General features: G+C 52.5%; 17 protein-coding genes. 3 read left to right on the top strand and 14 right to left on the bottom strand.

What is annotated here, in order from left to right; all coding sequences use genetic code 11:
* Positions 1-79: 79 nt before the first annotated feature.
* Together AC4EYZ_RS21675 and AC4EYZ_RS21670 are read right to left on the bottom strand one after the other, a co-directional pair.
* Positions 80-1,780: a methyl-accepting chemotaxis protein gene (locus tag AC4EYZ_RS21675; RefSeq protein WP_009288029.1), complete on the bottom strand. Its 1,701-nt coding sequence runs from the start codon at positions 1,778-1,780 to the stop codon at positions 80-82.
* Positions 1,781-1,804: 24 nt separating this feature from the next.
* Positions 1,805-2,218, bottom strand: a complete 414-nt coding sequence (locus tag AC4EYZ_RS21670; RefSeq protein ID WP_022522933.1) for an arsenate reductase ArsC — start codon at positions 2,216-2,218, stop codon at positions 1,805-1,807.
* Positions 2,219-2,369: 151 nt separating this feature from the next.
* Here AC4EYZ_RS21670 and arsH point away from each other — a divergent pair, with 151 nt between their 5' ends.
* From arsH to AC4EYZ_RS21655, 3 genes are all read left to right on the top strand, one after another.
* Complete coding sequence (gene arsH, locus AC4EYZ_RS21665; RefSeq protein ID WP_022522931.1) at positions 2,370-3,107, top strand: arsenical resistance protein ArsH; 738 nt, start codon at positions 2,370-2,372, stop codon at positions 3,105-3,107.
* A 13-nt stretch (positions 3,108-3,120) separates the two neighbouring features.
* Entirely contained in the window at positions 3,121-4,200 is a 1,080-nt protein-coding gene (gene arsB / locus AC4EYZ_RS21660; protein WP_041159217.1) for an ACR3 family arsenite efflux transporter, read from the top strand.
* A gap of 75 nt (positions 4,201-4,275) precedes the next feature.
* Positions 4,276-4,569 carry a CC/Se motif family (seleno)protein gene (locus tag AC4EYZ_RS21655; protein ID WP_022522929.1) on the top strand — a complete coding sequence of 98 codons (294 nt, stop codon included), beginning with the start codon at positions 4,276-4,278 and terminating at the stop codon, positions 4,567-4,569.
* A 55-nt stretch (positions 4,570-4,624) separates the two neighbouring features.
* Here the strand turns inward: AC4EYZ_RS21655 and AC4EYZ_RS21650 are convergent, their stop codons facing one another.
* The 12 genes from AC4EYZ_RS21650 to AC4EYZ_RS21595 all read right to left on the bottom strand — a co-directional run bounded on the left by AC4EYZ_RS21650 (position 4,625) and on the right by AC4EYZ_RS21595 (position 17,653).
* The gene (locus AC4EYZ_RS21650) at positions 4,625-5,776 is read right to left on the bottom strand and encodes a trans-sulfuration enzyme family protein (protein ID WP_009288026.1); all 1,152 of its coding nucleotides are present in this window, start codon (positions 5,774-5,776) and stop codon (positions 4,625-4,627) included.
* A 270-nt stretch (positions 5,777-6,046) separates the two neighbouring features.
* Entirely contained in the window at positions 6,047-7,213 is a 1,167-nt protein-coding gene (gene arsJ, locus AC4EYZ_RS21645) for an organoarsenical effux MFS transporter ArsJ (RefSeq protein WP_101148356.1), read from the bottom strand.
* Positions 7,214-7,265: 52 nt separating this feature from the next.
* Positions 7,266-8,312, bottom strand: a complete 1,047-nt coding sequence (locus AC4EYZ_RS21640; RefSeq protein ID WP_159176992.1) for an ArsJ-associated glyceraldehyde-3-phosphate dehydrogenase — start codon at positions 8,310-8,312, stop codon at positions 7,266-7,268.
* Between the two features lie 159 nt (positions 8,313-8,471).
* The gene (gene pstB / locus AC4EYZ_RS21635) at positions 8,472-9,311 is read right to left on the bottom strand and encodes a phosphate ABC transporter ATP-binding protein PstB (RefSeq protein WP_009288023.1); all 840 of its coding nucleotides are present in this window, start codon (positions 9,309-9,311) and stop codon (positions 8,472-8,474) included.
* 26 nt (positions 9,312-9,337) lie between these two features.
* Entirely contained in the window at positions 9,338-10,504 is a 1,167-nt protein-coding gene (pstA, locus tag AC4EYZ_RS21630) for a phosphate ABC transporter permease PstA (RefSeq protein ID WP_009288022.1), read from the bottom strand.
* 18 nt (positions 10,505-10,522) lie between these two features.
* Complete coding sequence (pstC, locus tag AC4EYZ_RS21625) at positions 10,523-11,773, bottom strand: phosphate ABC transporter permease subunit PstC (RefSeq protein ID WP_474193213.1); 1,251 nt, start codon at positions 11,771-11,773, stop codon at positions 10,523-10,525.
* Between the two features lie 95 nt (positions 11,774-11,868).
* Positions 11,869-12,882 (bottom strand): PstS family phosphate ABC transporter substrate-binding protein, encoded by a 1,014-nt coding sequence (locus tag AC4EYZ_RS21620; protein WP_138800548.1) that lies wholly within the window; start codon positions 12,880-12,882, stop codon positions 11,869-11,871.
* Positions 12,883-13,012: 130 nt separating this feature from the next.
* On the bottom strand, positions 13,013-13,744 hold the full coding sequence (locus AC4EYZ_RS21615) for a sulfite exporter TauE/SafE family protein (RefSeq protein ID WP_051052139.1): 732 nt from the start codon (positions 13,742-13,744) through the stop codon (positions 13,013-13,015).
* A 46-nt stretch (positions 13,745-13,790) separates the two neighbouring features.
* Entirely contained in the window at positions 13,791-14,978 is a 1,188-nt protein-coding gene (locus AC4EYZ_RS21610; protein ID WP_009288019.1) for a multidrug effflux MFS transporter, read from the bottom strand.
* A 140-nt stretch (positions 14,979-15,118) separates the two neighbouring features.
* Positions 15,119-15,637, bottom strand: a complete 519-nt coding sequence (locus AC4EYZ_RS21605) for an STAS domain-containing protein (protein WP_022522924.1) — start codon at positions 15,635-15,637, stop codon at positions 15,119-15,121.
* The gene (locus tag AC4EYZ_RS21600) at positions 15,627-16,820 is read right to left on the bottom strand and encodes a PP2C family protein-serine/threonine phosphatase (RefSeq protein ID WP_027958456.1); all 1,194 of its coding nucleotides are present in this window, start codon (positions 16,818-16,820) and stop codon (positions 15,627-15,629) included. Before AC4EYZ_RS21600 ends, AC4EYZ_RS21605 begins: the two co-directional genes overlap by 11 nt.
* An 8-nt stretch (positions 16,821-16,828) precedes the next feature.
* On the bottom strand, positions 16,829-17,653 hold the full coding sequence (locus AC4EYZ_RS21595) for an MlaA family lipoprotein (protein ID WP_035537982.1): 825 nt from the start codon (positions 17,651-17,653) through the stop codon (positions 16,829-16,831).
* Positions 17,654-17,687: the final 34 nt, after the last annotated feature.

Genomic DNA, 17,687 nt, shown 5'->3' with positions numbered 1-17,687 from the left:
ACGCTACATGACGCTCAGAGAAAATCGCATGATAGCGTTGTAAGCTCAGGAGTAAAGCTAAATTCCTTCATCCAGAATGCTAAGCCGAAGCCAATAATCCCGCCTGACGACGGGCTTGCTCATGGTCATCCGGTAAGGCGCCCTCTTGATGACTGAGCTGCTCCCATTCGGGATAGTCAGTTTGATTTTTATCAATACCAGACAAGCCTGGTTCAATGGCACTCTCCAACACACTAAATTGACCGGCATATTCACGCATCTGCAAAGCTTCTTGGGACAGCACCTCCGCGCTCTGGGCCGCCTGATTGACTAAGCGCATGGTGTCTTGGGTAGTGGTATCGATCTGAGCAACCGCGTGGTTGACCTCCTCAATGCCTCGCCGCTGCTCTTCAGAGGCATGGGTGATTTGCGTCATCAGCGTGTCCACATTCCTCGCTGCTTGCATGATCGCCCGTGTATGTTCACCAGCCTGCTGAGACAATATGCTGCCTTGCTGGACGCTCGCACTCGACGCTTCAATGCGTGAGCGAATATCACTGGCGGCACTGGCACTGCGCGTTGCCAGTGCACGCACCTCATTGGCGACCACCGCAAACCCACGCCCGTGCTCACCGGCACGCGCGGCTTCAACCGATGCATTGAGCGCTAAAATATTGGTTTGGAAAGCAATGCTTTCAATCATGCGAATAATGCTTTGAATCTCTTCGGAGTGACTATTTATCGCCTCCATGGTGGCGATAAACTGGGTAATCACCTCATCACCCTGCTGCGCTTTTTGAGACACATCTGCCGTTGACTGGTTAACATGCGCCGCACTTTCAGCATTCTGATTCACCGTGGCGGTTAGCTGTTCCAAGCTCGCTGCCATTTGCTGCAAAGCTGACACTTGAGTGTCGGTTTGGCTCGCCAAAAGCTGGTTCTGCTCAGTCATCTCCTGACTATTGCTATATACCTGCTGGCTGCTCGTATTAAGACGATTAACCGTGGCCGTCAGCGAGTGCTGCATCTTATCCAGCTCACTAAATAGCTGACCAATTTCGTTACTTGAGTGCGCCGTTACTGGCGCCGACAGGTCACCGTTAGCAATGCGCTGGAAGTGCCCAGTGATTTTCTTCAATGGGCGAAGCACATTTTTACGCACGCCCCATACCACTACCGTCACTACCAACAGCGCAGCGCCAAGCGCTGTAATCACTCCCCAAAAAAGTAGCGATGAAACCTGCTCAAAGCGCATAAGCAAGGTGTTACCCCGCTGAGTGGAAGCGCCAATAAAAGCCTCAGCGCTTGCCACAAAGTGCTCGCTACTATCATCCACTCGCGACTCACCCGAGAAAAAGCCTGATATGTCGCGCTCTTCAAGCATCATCATCTGAAGATTGAGATTATTGTTAACAAATGATTGAAAGTTCGAAGCTAACTGTTCGACAAACGACTGCTGATCCTGATCAAAATCACTCGCTGTAAATTGAGTGAAGTTCTCGGATGCCTCATCAAGCAACCGCTGGGCTTCTTCTATCAGAGGGTCAGGTCGATCAAACGAAGGGGTACGAATTAACTCCGCTGCACGGTTCATCTGAATACGCGCACGCAACAGCTGGGTATAGGCGCTATTGAGCTGACTAATTTGTGCCATGTCCCGTTCATGAAGCGACGTAAATGCCTCACGGCCAAAATGGTTGGCGAACAAACCCAGTGCGCCAATGACGACGACCAGGCCGCTAAAGGCCACTAATACAAGCGTCCAACTTGCCTTGACGCTTAAGTTATTAATCCATTTCATCTCGACCCGCCCCTTTCAGTAAGGTTAATCAGATGTGTGGAGAGGCAGCCAGAGCTGTAGGCGCCGACGAATCTCTAATAATGCCTGCTCATAAGCATCTGACTTGCCGATCAAGCGAGGGTCACGAATATCCCAGGATAGAACTTCGCCCGCCTCCCCTTGCCAATCGCGGCAGGCTTGCTGGGATTTGTCGCACAGCACAATGACAAAATCGAAGGTCTCGCTTTCAAACTCATCCAACGACTTACTGCGCAGGCCCTCGGTGGGGAGCCCGTGTTTACGCAACGCTTCAAGTGTCAATGCATGGGGCTCATCCGGTTCAGAACCGGCACTAAACGCTTCAAAACGATCATCTGCCAAATGGCGAAGCAACGCCTCCCCCATCAGAGACCGTGCAGAGTTAGCATTGCAGAGGAACAACACGCGGCGCTTCGTCATAAATAAACAGCCTCTTATGTAGTTAGTGGCTGTCACTCTACGCCGGGTTCATGACGGCAATATTGCAGGCACACAGTTGCCCTAGAAATATACGAAAAAACATATATGATGGAATCATCAAGCTATTAAGACCCAATCCGAGTAAACCGCGATGACCTCACTGACTGATTTTTCCGACCTGAATGATCTGCCTAATATAGACGCTGAACTCTTTGAACCGCCCAGCAGCGAACGGCTGAGGATTCCACATAGCACTGAACACGCACCTAAAATATTGCTGCTATACGGCTCTCTGCGTGAGCGCTCTTTCAGCCGGTTAGCGGTTGAGGAAGCCGCACATTTACTCAATGCCATGGGCGCAGAAACAAGAATCTTTGACCCCAGGGGGCTGCCGTTACCGGATGCAGAAGATGCCAGCCACCCCAAAGTCGATGAGCTACGCCAATTGGCCCAATGGGCAGAAGGGATGGTGTGGTGCTCCCCCGAACGTCACGGCGCAATGACCGGCATTATGAAGGCGCAAATAGATTGGATCCCCCTTGCCCTGGGTGGCGTCCGCCCTACTCAGGGCAAAACCTTGGCAGTAATGCAGGTCTGCGGCGGTTCGCAGTCCTTCAATACGGTCAATCAGCTACGCATCTTGGGGCGTTGGATGCGTATGCTGACGATTCCCAATCAGTCCTCGATACCCAAAGCCTTTATGGAGTTTGATGATAAAGACCGGATGAAGCCTTCACCGTTTTATGACCGTATCGTGGATGTCATGGAAGAGCTGGTGAAATTCACTCTACTAGTGCGTGATCGCAGTGACGTGCTGACGGATCGTTATTCGGAGCGCAAAGAGAGCGCCGAAGAAGTCTCAAAGCGGGTTAATCAACGCGCCATCTAATCAGGAGCTTCACATGCCAGCACTGCAAGACAACGCCTCACCCTCTACCGCCGAAGGCATGGGAATTTTTGAGCGCTACCTCACGCTATGGGTAGCACTCGCCATTGTGGTAGGCATCTTAATTGGGCAATTTATCCCAGCAGTACCGGAAACACTGTCACGCTTTGAAGTGGCGCAAGTGTCGATTCCAGTGGCGATACTTATCTGGGCAATGATTTTCCCCATGATGGCGCAAATTGACTTCACCTCGCTGCTGGGCGTGCGTCGGCAGCCAAAAGGTCTGATCATCACTACATCAGTGAACTGGTTGATCAAACCTTTCACTATGTTCGCCATCTCCTGGCTATTCCTGATGGTGATCTTTCGACCGTTTATTCCCGCCGAGCTAGCCAGCCAGTATTTAGCCGGTGCAATTCTGCTGGGCGCCGCGCCGTGTACCGCCATGGTGTTTGTGTGGAGCTACCTGACCCGCGGCGATGCCGCCTACACTCTGGTGCAAGTGGCGCTTAATGATCTAATTATGCTGTTCGCGTTTGCTCCTATCGTGGTCTTCCTACTGGGCATTTCCAATATTCAGGTGCCCTGGGACACCGTCGCACTATCAGTGATCCTATATATAGTGATTCCCCTGGCGGCGGGCTATATCACCCGGCAGAGCTTGATTAAAAAACGCGGCGCCGAATGGTACGACAATGTCTTTATGAAGCGCGTTGGCCCGATCACGCCGATTGGTTTGATCATTACCCTAGTGCTGCTGTTTGCCTTCCAGGGCGAGGTCATTCTGAATAATCCGCTGCATATCGTGCTGATCGCGATCCCGCTGATTATTCAGACCTTTTTGATCTTCTTTATTGCCTATGGCTGGGCTAAGGCCTGGAAGTTGCCGCACAATATTGCCGCCCCGGGGGCGATGATCGGCGCCAGCAACTTCTTTGAACTGGCGGTGGCAGCGGCTATCGCACTGTTTGGCTTACAGTCGGGCGCTGCGCTAGCCACTGTTGTCGGCGTATTGGTCGAAGTACCGCTGATGCTCGCGCTGGTAAGAATTGCAAACAAGACCCGCCATCATTTTCCGGCTACTGTTAATCATTAAATTTTGAGCTAGGTCACCAGGTCATCATGCCTGTAGCCATCCCAAGCATTGGGCTCAATAACGATTGGATAGGCCATGGGTAATGTGATTGATATAGATAGCAAAGCACTAGACTTTATCAAGCAGCGAGGCGGCATCCTTACCGTACGCCTTTCCCCAAGACATGGCTGCTGCGGTGGGCTTGCCAAGGTCGCCATTGCCGAGGCAAACCCACCCGCAGACTCTTCGCTTTACCAATGCCATCGCTACCAAAATATAACGCTGTTCATTGACCCGGCGCTTATAGGGCAAGGGTTAAGCTTAAACGTTGAGGGATGGTGGAAGCTTCGCCACCTGTATATGGAGGGTTCACCCTTGTTACAGCCTTAGCTAAGAAGACGGTAACAAGGGTTAATGGTACGCGCGGCTTTACGTACATGAGCATTTACGCGTGAGCGCTATCAATGGATTGCTGCAAATCGGCCAGCAGATCGTCGGCCTTTTCAATCCCGACCGACAAGCGCAGCAAATCCAGCGGAACTGGCGAGTCAGAACCTTCAATACTGGCACGGTGCTCAATCAAACTTTCTACACCGCCTAACGAAGTAGCCCGACACCAGAGCTGCGTTTTAGCGGCAACTGCAATAGCGGCTTTTTCTCCACCGGCTAAACGAATAGACAACATACCGCCGAAACCACTGCTCATTTGCTTTTGAGCCACGTCGTGGCCGGAAAAACTTTTTAAACCGGGGTATAACACCTCAATTACATGCGGATGCTGCTCCAGCTGTCCAGCAATATATAACGCACTTTGACAGCTTTCCCGCACCCGTAAAAACAAGGTTCGCATTCCACGTAGTAATTGAGCTGCATCAGTTGGGCCAGGAACTGCACCAGATTGGGCGCGAATGGCAACCAGACGCTGCCAGAAGGCGTTATCTTCCCGTGCAGCCAATACTCCGGAAATAACATCAGAGTGGCCGTTGAGGTATTTGGTGGCTGAATGCATCACGATATCAGCACCAAGGTTCAACGGTTTTGTTAGCAATGGTGTAGCAACAGTAGAGTCAACAGCAAGCAGGGCTCTGCAGTCTTTTGCTAAATCAGCTACTGCAGCAATATCGGTAACGGTCCAGAGCGGATTGCCAGGCGTTTCAAGCCAAATAAGTGTGGGTGCTTTTTCATCAATGGCAAGGCGTAATTCGTCCAGATTTGTAGTGTCCACAAAACGAACATTCAGCCCGCTATCGACACCAAAGGTCTGCAGCCATTTACGCAACGCCCAGTACATCACTTTAGGAGCGATGACTGAATCGCCGGGCTTTAACGCCTGAAAAACAGTTGTTGCCGCTGCCATACCCGAGGCGAATAAACGGGCATCAACCGCATTTTCCAGCTCTGCCAAGAGTATTTCTGCAGGTCGGTACGTTGGGTTGTCAGCTCTGGAATACACTCGACCGCTGCGATATTGATTATCGCTGTCTCGAAGGTAAGTCGTTGATGTATATACTGGCGGGATGATTACTCCATATTCGTGCTCAAGGTGACTACCGCCCTGAGCAAGGAGTGATTGAGACGAAAAAGGATGGTCTGTCATATAAACTCTCGCTTAAGTAAGCTCAATGCAAGATATATCACATATACCATAAACCAATCCAATTCATACAGATCGGACAGTGGAAACTACGTCGCCTTTATATAGACGCCTCGCCCTTACAGTCGAAGCACACGAATACACAGAAGCTCAAATCCCGCTCGCGGGCCATGGGCACCACAAGGATAGCGGTCAAGTAATAGCTGGAGGCCCAGGCAAGAGTTTGTGCACTGCCTAAAGTGAGCGTTAAACCCAGTCTGGGCGAAGCGCGGATCATGCGACTTGCTTAGGCAACGCCAGCGCCATCAATGCGCTGGCAGCCACTAAGGCGGCGGATACCCACAGGCAGGCGCTCAGCCCATATGCCATATATAGCCAGCCCGACAGTAGCGTGCCCACTAAACGCCCCATGGCATTGGCCATATAATAGAAACCAACATCCATGGAGACGCCGTCAGCGCGGGCATAATGCACAATCAAGTAACTGTGCCAGCTGGAGTTAATCGCAAACAATACGCCAAAGGCGAGCAAACCGACGACTAACCAGCCTACCTGCGCCAAGGGCAGCATCGCCAACAAAATCGCCAGCACGCCCAATGCCGCCGCCCAGCCGGCGGTAAGTGCCCGCGCATCGCCTTTGATCAGCCGGGTTAATTTAGGTGCTTGGGTTTGCACCCCGCCATAACCGATCACCCATACCGCTAACAGCCCACCCACTGTCCAGTGTGTCCAGCCGTGCTGATCGTATAAAAACACCGGCAGCGCTACCACAAACCACACATCCCGTGCCGAAAACAGGCAAAAGCGCGCCGCGGAGAGCACGTTAATAGCGCGTGATTTTGAGAAGATTTCGGAGAACTTGGGCTTTACTTTTTGGCGGCCTAAATCCGCCTTAAGCCTCAACAGTGAAAGCAGTAACACGCTGCCAAGCATCACCGCCATGACCAACACAGCGGCCTGGAAGCCAATCAACGTTAGCAGCAACCCGCCAACAAAAAAGCCCAGCCCCTTTAACGCGTTTTTAGAGCCAGTCAGCATCGCCACCCAGCGGTAGAGTGAACTATTGGCGTTAGCACTCTCTTTTGGCACCAGCACTTTAACGGCGCTTTTAGCGCTCATTTTGTTGAGGTCTTTGGCGATCCCCGACAGCGCCTGAGCGGCCATCACCCAAGCAACTGTCAGCAGGCTAGCGGGTACCATCAGCATAGCAAGCGCAATAATTTGCAGCCCAAGCCCCACATTCATGGTGCGGTTGAGACCCAACCGCGCACCCAACCAGCCACCTACCAGGTTAGTCACCACACCAAAAGCTTCGTAAAACAGAAACAGCATGGCGATTTCTAACGGCGAGTAACCCAGTTGATGGAAGTGCATGACCACCAGCATACGCAGCGCGCCGTCGGTTACCGTGAAGGCCCAGTAGTTGCCGGTAATCAGCATATATTGGCGCACCTCGAAAGGTAGCGCCTTTACCCGCTTTAACAACGATAAATCAGCCACGGCCCACCTGCTCACCGCCTACCTGCCCACTACCTACCATCAGGGCCAACTCTGCCGTGCGGTTGGCGTAGCCCCACTCGTTGTCGTACCAGGCATAGAGTTTTAGCTGGGTGCCATTGATCACCATGGTGGAGAGCGCATCAATGATCGAGCTGCGCGGGTCGGTGCGGTAATCAATCGACACTAGCGGGCGCTCTTCATAGCCCAAAATACCGGCAAGCTCGCCATCAGCCGCGGCTTTTAGCGCCTGATTGATCTCTTCGACGGTCACTTCGCGCTCAAGCTCGAACACCATATCGGTAAGCGAAGCGTTAGCCAGCGGCACACGAATCGCGTGACCGTTTAGCTTGCCTTCCAGTTCGGGGAAAATAGCAGTGATGGCTTTGGCCGAGCCGGTGGTGGTGGGGATTAAGCTCATGCCGCAAGCCCGGGCGCGGCGCAGGTCTTTATGCGGGGCATCTAAAATGGTTTGAGTGTTGGTGATGTCGTGCACCGTGGTCATCGAGCCATGGCGGATACCAAAGGTTTCCTGAATGACTTTGACTACCGGTGCCAGGCAGTTGGTGGTGCAACTGGCAGCGGTAACGATCTTATGTTGAGCAGGATCGTAAAGGTGGTCGTTCACCCCCACCACCACATTAAGCACGTTCGCCTCTTTCATAGGCGCACTCACCACCACACGACCGACGCCTTGATCAATGTACGCCTGCAGTTTATCGGTGGTTTTCATTACGCCCGAGCACTCGATCACGATATCGCAGTTCGACCAATCGCTATCGGCAATTGCTTTATTAGCGCTAAAGACGACAGTTTTTCCATCGAGAACGATAGCGTCATCGGTTGCCAAGATACCCTTCCCTGGTGTCCAGCGCCCGTGAACTGAATCAAACTCCAGCAGGTGGGCAAAGGTTGCCGCATCGCCGCCCGGGTCGTTAATGCGTGTTATTGCTACCGCGCCAGCGTCTACCTGCCCCCACAAACTGCGCAATGCCAAACGCCCAATCCGCCCAAAGCCGTTAATGCCAATACGTAGTGCCATGAGTGCCTCCTAAGCTAACGGTTACACAATCTATTAAGAGAAAGCATAACGGCTATATACGTTAAAACATATATAAACACTTAAAAAAACGCCTACTAACAAACAGGCCCACCACCGTGTAGTAGGCCTGCGTAGTAAGTATTAATTAGCAAGCATTAATTAACCATAACGACCCGAGATATAGTCCTCGGTCTTCTTCTGTGCCGGGGTTGAGAACATCACTTTGGTGTCGTTGTACTCAATGATTTCCCCCAGGTGGAAGAACGCCGTGTAGTCCGCCACCCGCGCCGCCTGCTGCATATTATGCGTCACGGTAATGATGGTGAATTTCTCTTTCAGCTTGTCCATCAGGTCTTCGATGGTGGCGGTGGAAATAGGATCAAGCGCTGAGGTTGGCTCATCCATCAAAATCACATCAGGCTGAACCGCAATAGCGCGGGCAATACACAACCGCTGTTGCTGACCACCGGACAGAGAGGTGCCTGGCTCATGCAGCTTGTCTTTCACCTCATTCCACAACCCAGCGTCACGCAGCGCTTTTTCAACCAATTCTTCCTGCTCGGCTTTACGGCTGACCAAGTCGTGCATGCGTGGTGCGTAAGCGATATTTTCAAAGATCGACTTAGGAAACGGATTAGGCTTTTGGAAAACCATGCCCACCCGGCGACGGAGCGCCACTTCATCCATTTTAGGTGCGTTAACGTCCAACCCGTCCATCTCGACCAGGCCTTCGGTGCGTACGCTAGGAATCAGGTCGTTCATACGATTCAAACAGCGTAAGAACGTCGACTTACCACACCCCGAAGGGCCAATCAGCGCCGTCACATTTTTCTGAAAAAGATCAATATTTAGATTCTTCAGCGCTTGGTTTTTGCCATACCACAGATTCAAATCGCGAACCCGGAAACTCAGGTCGTGGCACGCAGCTTCATTTCGTGTATAGGGTTGCCCAACCGCAGGTGTCTGCTGGCCGTTCATTACAGTTGCATGGCTATTCATAGAAATGTCCTCTAAAACGCACTGGCCTACCAGCGACGCTCAAATTTCTTACGCATCACAACGGCAAAAGCGTTGAGTGAGATGAGTATGGTGAGTAGCACCAAAATACCGCCAGCAGTTTTTTCCACAAACGCCTGCTCAGGTTCACCAGCCCAGGTGAATATTTGCGCAGGCATCACTGTTGCCGCGTTGGTAAAGGAAACGCCCACATCGGGGATAAAGGCCACCATCCCTACAATAATCAGCGGCGCCGTTTCACCCATCGCTTGCGCCAGGCCGATAATAGAACCTGTCATAATACCCGGCATTGCTAAGGGTAGAACGTGATCCCGCACTACCTGCCAGCGTGAACAGCCCACCCCAAAGCCTGCGTGACGGATGGATTCAGGCACGCTACGCAGTGCGGTACGTGTCGAAATAATGATCACTGGCAGCGTCATCAATGCCAGCGTCATACCGCCCACTAATGGAGACGACCGCGGCACCCCGAAAAAGTTAATAAAGATCGCAAGACCCAGCAGACCAAATAGAATCGACGGGATCGCCGCTAGGTTATTGATGTTAATTTCAATAATCTGGGTTAAGCGGTTATCCGGCGCAAACTCTTCAAGATAAATAGCTGTCATCACGCCGATCGGGAAAGATATCGCCAGGGTGACGATCATGGTCATAATGGTGCCGACCACTGCCGATAAAATGCCCGCGTTCTCGGCAATTTTTGAATCACCCGAACCAAAGAAAGTGGTATTAAAGCGTAGATCCACCTGTCCAGATTCGACTCGGGCATCAAGGGCTTCCTGCTCCTCGTCACTCAAGCGATGCCGGTGTCCCTTCAAGTATTGATCGACATCACTATTCGCTAATACCCACTCCGCTTTACTGGTGCCGATCATGTCAGGATTGTTGCGCAACTCTAATGGAATTGTACGCACCGCCGTACGGCTAATTAACGGCAACAGCTCTTCATCAAACGCCCGCCGCCCATCGGTTTCGGCTTCTTGTGTGTAGCTAATCTCGGTTTGTATATAGGCCTGCTGGAAAGCGGGTAGACCTTTACTCAGCATATCGGCAAAAAACAGCACCAGAAAAAGGCCCGCGAGACCTAACGATCCCATGGTTATCCATTTAAGGCGGGTAGACTTTCGGTGACGCCGCTTAAGCTGCTGGCTGATTTCGTCAAAAGAGTGGCTCATCGAAACAGTTCCTCGGCGTTACAGGTTATTCACGCGGTATTTTTCACGGAAACGACGGATCATCAATACTGACACCAAGTTGAGTGCGAGTGTGATCACGAAGAGCACGAGTCCAAGGGCAAAAGCTGATAATGTTTCGGCACTTTCAAACTCTTGGTCGCCGGTGAGCGCCGCCACGATACGCACAGTCACCGTGGTCATATCTTCCAGCGGATTAGCGGTTAAATTAGGCCGCATACCCGCCGCCATAACCACGATCATGGTTTCACCCATGGCACGAGACATACCCAAGAGCGACGCTGAGATAATCCCCGGCATGGCAGCGGGCACTACCACATCACGAATCGTTTCCCCTTTGGTCATACCGAGTGCCAGCGACCCCTGGCGCATGCTATCGGGCACCGCATTGATCACATCATCAGATAGCGATGAGATAAACGGAATGATCATAATGCCCATCACAATGCCGGGTGCCAGCGCATTGTTATAAGACGCATCGAGCCCCAGAAAACCGGCAATATTGACAATGATCGGCGCCACGGTGATGGCGGCAAAAAAGCCATAAACGACGGTAGGAATACCTGCCAATACTTCTAACACCGGCTTGGCGACGGTACGCACTTTGCGCGGTGCAAATTCAGACATATAAATCGCTGAAAGCAAACCGATAGGCACCGCCACCAGCATAGCGATGGCGGTAATCATAAAGGTGCCAGCAAACAGCGGTACCGAGCCAAACTCAGCGCCGCTACCATCACCGCGACCCGCGGATGCTAAAAAGCTCGCGCCTGGATTCCAAGTGGTGCCGGTGATGAACTCCCAGAAGCTGTGCATTTGGAAAAAGCGCAGCGCCTCGGAAATAATCGAAATTAAAATACCAAAGGTCGTCAAAATGGAGATTAACGCTGCCCCAGCCAGGGTCATGCGAATGACCCGCTCAATGGCTTGACGGGCATGAAAATCGGGTTTTACTTGATTAAGACTCACCAGTAGCCCGATGGCTGCTATCACTAAGCTCGCCGCCAGCAGATAAAGCGTAGGAATGTCGGCGCCCATTAGAAGCAAAACGAAAGCGCCCAAGGCACTCACTACCACGGCTGGCCCGGCGGTGGAGAGTACTGTAAACCAAGCGTATTGGTCAGGCTGGGCGAACATCGCCGTACCCGCGCTACGTAACCGAGTGGCTTTTGAACGGCCAGCAAAAAAAGCCAGCAGCCCCAGCAGCAATAATGCACTGCAAAAAATCAGAAGAAGCTGGTTGGTCTGCATCGCATCTCTCTCACGTGGTCACCGGTTAAGAAACCTATCAACAATAACGGGTCGGCAGCTTGCGCTGCCGACCACTTTTAATCTGACCTACCAACTTACTTAAGAACGTCTGCTGTCATTGAAGTGCGATCTGCAACAGCCTGGCGCCACTCTTCGCGCTCTCCTTCTGGCAGAACGATCAAGCCGATATCACGCAAGTAGCCATCATCGCCAATCATCATTTCGCTCATAAACATATCGACGTAATCGTACATCGGCGGGACGTCTTCAGCGTGCTGGTTCTTCACGTAGAACCACAGTGAACGCGCGATAGGATAGTCACCGGAGCTGATCGCCTCAGCCTCAGGATCGACGCCATCAATGCTGGCGGCGCTGATCGTGTCAGTATTCTCTTCAAGGAAAGAGTAGCCGAAGATACCAAAGGCACCGGTGTCTTCTGAAAGGCGCTGAACGATCAGGTTGTCGTTTTCACCGGCATCGATGTAAACACCGTCAGAACGAATATCGGTGTAGCCTTCATCGCCGTAAACATCCATACCCTCAGACGCAGATTCCATTACCAGCTCTTCAAAAGCATCGCGGGTACCCGAAGTTGTCGGCGGCCCATAAATGGAGATTTCACGGTCTGGCAGCGAAGAATCGATCTCGCTCCAGTTGGTGTAGGGGTTTTCAACTAACTCGCCATCAACCGGCACCATGGCAGCTACCGCCATGAAGATCTGTTCGCGGGTTAAAGCAATGTCATCGTTTTCGCTTGATTGACCCAATACGATGCCGTCAGAACCGATTTTAGCCTCGGTGATATCGGTAACGCCGTTCTCTTCACAACGCTCAAACTCAGACACTTTCATGCGACGAGAAGCGTTAGTAATGTCGGGTGTGCCTTCACCAACACCATTACAGAACAGACGCAAACCGCCGCCCGAACCAGTCGATTCAATAACAGGCGTCGGGTTACCAGTAGTCGCACCGAACTCTTCCGTTACGTAGCTGGCAAACGGGTAAACGGTACTGGAACCAACGATTCGGATTTGATCACGGGCTTGAGCAACACCGGCAACGCTCATTACAGCAGCCGCGATAACGGTGGTTTTGAGAATACGGTTCATGCGAAATACTCCTGTTCATGTAGGGATCTGGCCTTCGCAAGGCATACCTTGCACTGGTTCCATGACAACTTCATGACAGCGAGCAAAACGTAGAAAATTTTTCGTTACATAGAGGCAACCCGACCTTACATCACCACAAAAGTCCTAGCGCCGCGAGGGTGCATAACGCCAGCGAGGCACCTTGCAGCATGCGTCGGTCTAAACGGTGGGCTACGGTATCTGCCAAGGCGTTACCTATTAATACTGCAGGTAGGAAGGTAAGCGCGACCTGGAAATGCCAAAGCTGAATCTGGTCAGCCAAGGCAAGGGTGATTAAGGTCAATAGAGAGGTCAAAATGAAAAAGGCGGCTAGATTGCCGCGCACACGATCAGTGGGTAAGCCGTGCATCAGCAGCACGATGGGTGGGCCACCAATAGCCGCAACGGTGCCAAAAATGCCAGAGAGCACCCCAGCGCCAAACAGCGTTATTCGGTTTACCGGCAACTGAAAGCGGCACAAGGTGACGAGTACCGCAAACAGGACGATGACCGCAATCAGCTTTTCTAACACAAACATGGGGGCGGCGAGTAGCAGCCAAATACCCAGCGCATTGCCGGGAAGGCGCCCCACTAGCGCCATGCCAATGGAATCCAGGCGCACCTCGTGCCAGTAATGACGCACCATCATCAGGGAGACGGTAAATCCGAACAGTACCAGAGTGACCGGCACCAGACGAGGCTCTAGCATCAACAGTAGCGGTGCGCCAATAATGGCCAAACCAAAGCCGGTAGCGCGCTGCACAAAAGCACCCATTAACAGTACGGCGGAGCAAGCTAACCAAGTGCTCATCGGCATATTGACCCAAGCCAGCATGCTATCCATTCAACTTACCCATTCAAACTATCCATATGCTCTATCCATTTGAAAACTATTCATCCGCAGCAGGTGCTTTAGTCAGTTTGCGCACACCGATATTGCCTAGCAACGCAGCGCCCAGCATGGTGAGTACCATGGGCCAAAGATGCTCTACCTCGAACAGCCCTACCATCACTCCCGCGAGGGCGCCGCAGGTAAACTGGATCCCGCCCAGTAGCGCCGTTGCCGTGGCGCTGATATGGCCAAAATGATCCAGTAACGACGAGATCGCGTTGGGTGTAATCAGCCCGATCATACCGGTAAACAGCATAATCAACGGCACCACGATCACTAGCGACGCGATGTCCAGGGCGGTCACCGCTACCAACCCAAGCGCGGCCACCAGTTGTATAAGCAACCCTAAACGCAAATTCTGCTGAGGAGTGCGCTTGCGGAGCAGATGAATATTGACCCGATTAGAGAGCGCAATAACGACCACGTTGACCCCAAACACTAGCGGATAAGTGCCGGGCGAGAGGCCAAAATAGTCGAGATAAAGAAACGGCGAAGCGGTCACAAAGGCAAACAGGCCCGCAAAGGAAGCCGCTACCGCACAGATATAGCCCATGCCTTCACGATGCTTAAGCACGCTGGCGTAGTTGCGTATTACCTGCCGTGGTGAAGCTGCCGGCAGCGACATATCGCGGGTTTCAGGTAACCGCGTTCCTAGCAGCCAGAGCAAAAAGCCTGCGTAAACGGCTAAGAACACAAAAATCAGCCACCAGCCGGCCACGTGCAGTAGCAAACTGCCCACTGCAGGCGCCACCAGCGGCGCCAGCATCATAATCATTGCCATGGTGGACATCACTTTGGCGGCCTCACGCCCGCTAAAGCAGTCGCGCACAATCGCCGCCGAGTTGACCACGCAGGCCCCGCCTCCCAGCGCTTGAATAAACCGCCAAGCCAGCAGCGTGGGCAAACTGTTCGCCATCGTAATAGCAAGACTTGCCAGCATAAACACCACCAATCCGCCCAACAGCACAGGCTTTCTACCCATCCGATCCGAAAGCGGCCCAAAGCATAGCTGGCCCAATGCAAAGCCGAACAAGAATACGCTGATGGAGAGTTCAGTACGGTGAATACTGGCGCCAATGCTTTCAGCAATGATACCCATGGCAGGCAAATAAGCGTCGATAGCAAAGGGTGCCAGCGCCGTATTGGCGGCAACCAACAGTGCTACCCGGCGAGGATTAAGATCCATGGGTCTCCTTAAGGCGATAATGTACGCACTGGAATAGATAGGCCGCTAATCATAGCTGATTTTAAGGCCTTTGTCGGGATTGGAGACTATCGGTAGATAGCCCTTGGGAGAGGCCAGGGGCTTATCAAGGAGAGGGGAGCTTAGTGATGCGTAGTGGCGTCTTGCGACTCAAGCATGTCAACCAGTGGCTGAAACTGCTCACGGTTATGCTCGTTCATATGCATTAAAATACGGTGGGCTTCCAGGATACGATCGCGCAGTCCCTCTTCGTCTGCCGGCTCTTGGGGCAGCTCTTCAAGCTCATTGTTGAGCGTACTCGTCTGTTGTAGCGGCGCTTCCATCAGCGTGAAGAAACGCGCAAAGCCCATCACGTCCAACATCTGCCGTACATCAGGATTATCGACAATAATCGTCGGCGGCTGCTCCAGGCGCCCTTTCACCGCCATCGCGACCTTGGCCAAAAAACCAAGCGCCGTCGAATCGACATTGGTGGCTTCACGCAGGTCAATCAATACGGCACGCAACCCCGGCGTCTCGGCAAGACGCTGGGCTTGAGTATCCAGCGTGGCGCAGAGCGTCAAACGCACATCACCACACAGTTTTAGAATAAAAACACCAGAATCGAACGCCGCTTTAATGCGGCCCTCTTCAATCAGCATGACCAAATCCGCTCACCATCATGATTGTTAGATCATCGGGTAAAGCATCGCGCTCTTGGTTGGCATCAAACTCTGCATCCCCTTCGGCAAGGAGTGCATTCGTTTCTGCTAGCCGGTCGCGCAACTGCTCAAGCGTTACACTCTCGCTTACTAATTGCTCAAGCTCCTTGAGCCGCGTGTCGAGCGTTTTACCCGGCAAGCATTCCAATACTCCATCTGAGCAGAGCCATAGACGAAATTTATTCGGCAATGCACAACTCAGCGAAGGATACTCCACATCGGGGAAAAGGCCTACCGGCATTCCCTCGCCTTCTAAACGGCGTAGCTCTCCTTCTGCTGCCAACAGGGGCATGGGAAGCTGCGCGCCGAGCGAATAGTGAAGAGTATGCGCCTCGTGGTCAATAACACCGACAAATAAGGTGGCATGTTTACCAATATCGGTGCCCTGCAGCTCGCGGTTCATCGCCTTTAACCAATCAGGCGGCAGATTTTCCGGATGCTGGCCATCCCACTCACTCAGCCAGCGGTTGCATAAATATTTGAGCAGCACGGTAACAAATGCCGACGAGGCACCATGCCCCGATACATCGGCGAAATAGAAGGCACTGTAGCGCTCGTTATAGCGTTGGTAATCGAGAAAATCACCAGACAAATAGAGCGAAGGAGCAAATACGTAGTCGTAATACACCCCGTTAATCACCTTGGGCCGCAGCGGTAACAAACGCCGCTGGATATGCCCTCCACTCTGCTGATCCATCCGCAGCAGCGCGAGATGGGTCTCTAGGCTCTCGTTTAACTCCGCCAGCCGCGCATGGTCACGCTCGCGCTCCAGCGCCAAATCGTTGAGCTTAATGGCCTTACGGATCATTCGTCGCAACAGCTCGGCGTGTCGCAGCGGATGGACAATATAGTCCACCAGCCCCACATCAATCGCTTTGATCAAGTCGGCGTCCTGACGCGAGTCACTGACTACCAGTGTCGGTAGGCGTCGCGTTAGGTGTGTCCATTGCTGCCGCGGAACTGCCCGAGCATGGGCAACAATGAGCGCCGTGTCAGCAGGCAAATGCGCGATATCCTCAGCGGCAAACACCCACATGCCATCGCAGGTAATCGCTTCAGCCAGCGCATCACGTTCACGACCAGGTTCGTCGATCACCGCGATCAACTGCTTAGAATGATCCATCATAAGCCTCAATCGGTGACTTCGTTGTCACCAAAGTCACTATCATCCTGACCGCTGTCATCAAAATCGCTGTCATCAAAGTCGAAGGTTTCGCTGGCAAAGGGGTCATCACCCAATTCTCCATCGCTCACCTCAAATTGGCGGTTCTGCAAGTAAGCGTCACGAATAAAACGGTAGCGATCACCACGAATTAATTCTTCCTGGTCAAGCAAACCCGCTCGAATATCGATCGCTTTGAGTGCGGTAAGGCCTACTCGAACAATATCGTCTTCTGCATAATTAACGGGGTTCGTTGCCATGTTCGCGGGCATACCGGTGGTATCCCGCAGCGTGCTGGGGCCAAAGAAAGGCAGCACCAGATAACGCGAATCTTCCCACCCCCACACCGCTAACGTTTGGCCAAAATCTTCTTCATCCGCAGTAATTTCCATTAGGGTGGCATAATCTAACAGTCCGCCAATGCCTACCGTGGAGTTAATTAAAAAACGTGACGTGGCGAGGCCCGCGTTTGACGGTTTGCCCTGCAGCACGCTGTTAAGCGCAGTACGCACTTCACCTAAGTTGGAGAAAAAATTACCTACGCCCGTTTCTACCGGGTCGGGGGTAATAGCACGATAGCCTGTTGCCACCGGCTTGAGCGCGTAGCGATCCAACACATCGTTAAACGCAAACACTTTGCGGTTAAAGCCTTCCCAAGGGTCTTCGGGAGCAGTATTTTCCGCCATTTGCGTACTGGCACAGCCTCCGGTTGCGAGTAACGTCACCAGTAGTAGTGGCAACCCTTTGCTACGCAGCGAAAGCGCAGGCTGCGCGTTATTAAACCACTGCCACATGACATTTTCCTTTTTCAATTCCCTTGCACCTTAT

The sequence above is a fragment of the Vreelandella sp. 162(4c) genome (genome assembly GCF_058152265.1).
This window is presented reverse-complemented; position numbering and strand designations above follow the sequence as displayed.

Excerpts from the sequence above, each read along its gene's own strand:
- AC4EYZ_RS21595 (WP_035537982.1), bottom strand. The coding sequence starts at position 17,653 with ATGTGGCAGTGGTTTAATAACGCGCAGCCTGCGCTTTCGCTGCGTAGC.
- AC4EYZ_RS21620 (WP_138800548.1), bottom strand. The coding sequence starts at position 12,882 with ATGAACCGTATTCTCAAAACCACCGTTATCGCGGCTGCTGTAATGAGC.
- AC4EYZ_RS21610 (WP_009288019.1), bottom strand. The coding sequence starts at position 14,978 with ATGGATCTTAATCCTCGCCGGGTAGCACTGTTGGTTGCCGCCAATACG.
- AC4EYZ_RS21670 (WP_022522933.1), bottom strand. The coding sequence starts at position 2,218 with ATGACGAAGCGCCGCGTGTTGTTCCTCTGCAATGCTAACTCTGCACGG.
- AC4EYZ_RS21615 (WP_051052139.1), bottom strand. The coding sequence starts at position 13,744 with ATGGATAGCATGCTGGCTTGGGTCAATATGCCGATGAGCACTTGGTTA.
- AC4EYZ_RS21675 (WP_009288029.1), bottom strand. The coding sequence starts at position 1,780 with ATGAAATGGATTAATAACTTAAGCGTCAAGGCAAGTTGGACGCTTGTA.
- AC4EYZ_RS21650 (WP_009288026.1), bottom strand. The coding sequence starts at position 5,776 with ATGACAGACCATCCTTTTTCGTCTCAATCACTCCTTGCTCAGGGCGGT.
- arsH (WP_022522931.1), top strand. The coding sequence starts at position 2,370 with ATGACCTCACTGACTGATTTTTCCGACCTGAATGATCTGCCTAATATA.
- arsB (WP_041159217.1), top strand. The coding sequence starts at position 3,121 with ATGCCAGCACTGCAAGACAACGCCTCACCCTCTACCGCCGAAGGCATG.
- AC4EYZ_RS21640 (WP_159176992.1), bottom strand. The coding sequence starts at position 8,312 with ATGGCACTACGTATTGGCATTAACGGCTTTGGGCGGATTGGGCGTTTG.
- pstA (WP_009288022.1), bottom strand. The coding sequence starts at position 10,504 with ATGAGCCACTCTTTTGACGAAATCAGCCAGCAGCTTAAGCGGCGTCAC.
- pstB (WP_009288023.1), bottom strand. The coding sequence starts at position 9,311 with ATGAATAGCCATGCAACTGTAATGAACGGCCAGCAGACACCTGCGGTT.
- pstC (WP_474193213.1), bottom strand. The coding sequence starts at position 11,773 with ATGCAGACCAACCAGCTTCTTCTGATTTTTTGCAGTGCATTATTGCTG.
- AC4EYZ_RS21600 (WP_027958456.1), bottom strand. The coding sequence starts at position 16,820 with ATGGATCATTCTAAGCAGTTGATCGCGGTGATCGACGAACCTGGTCGT.
- AC4EYZ_RS21605 (WP_022522924.1), bottom strand. The coding sequence starts at position 15,637 with ATGCTGATTGAAGAGGGCCGCATTAAAGCGGCGTTCGATTCTGGTGTT.
- arsJ (WP_101148356.1), bottom strand. The coding sequence starts at position 7,213 with ATGCTGATTACCGGCAACTACTGGGCCTTCACGGTAACCGACGGCGCG.
- AC4EYZ_RS21655 (WP_022522929.1), top strand. The coding sequence starts at position 4,276 with ATGGGTAATGTGATTGATATAGATAGCAAAGCACTAGACTTTATCAAG.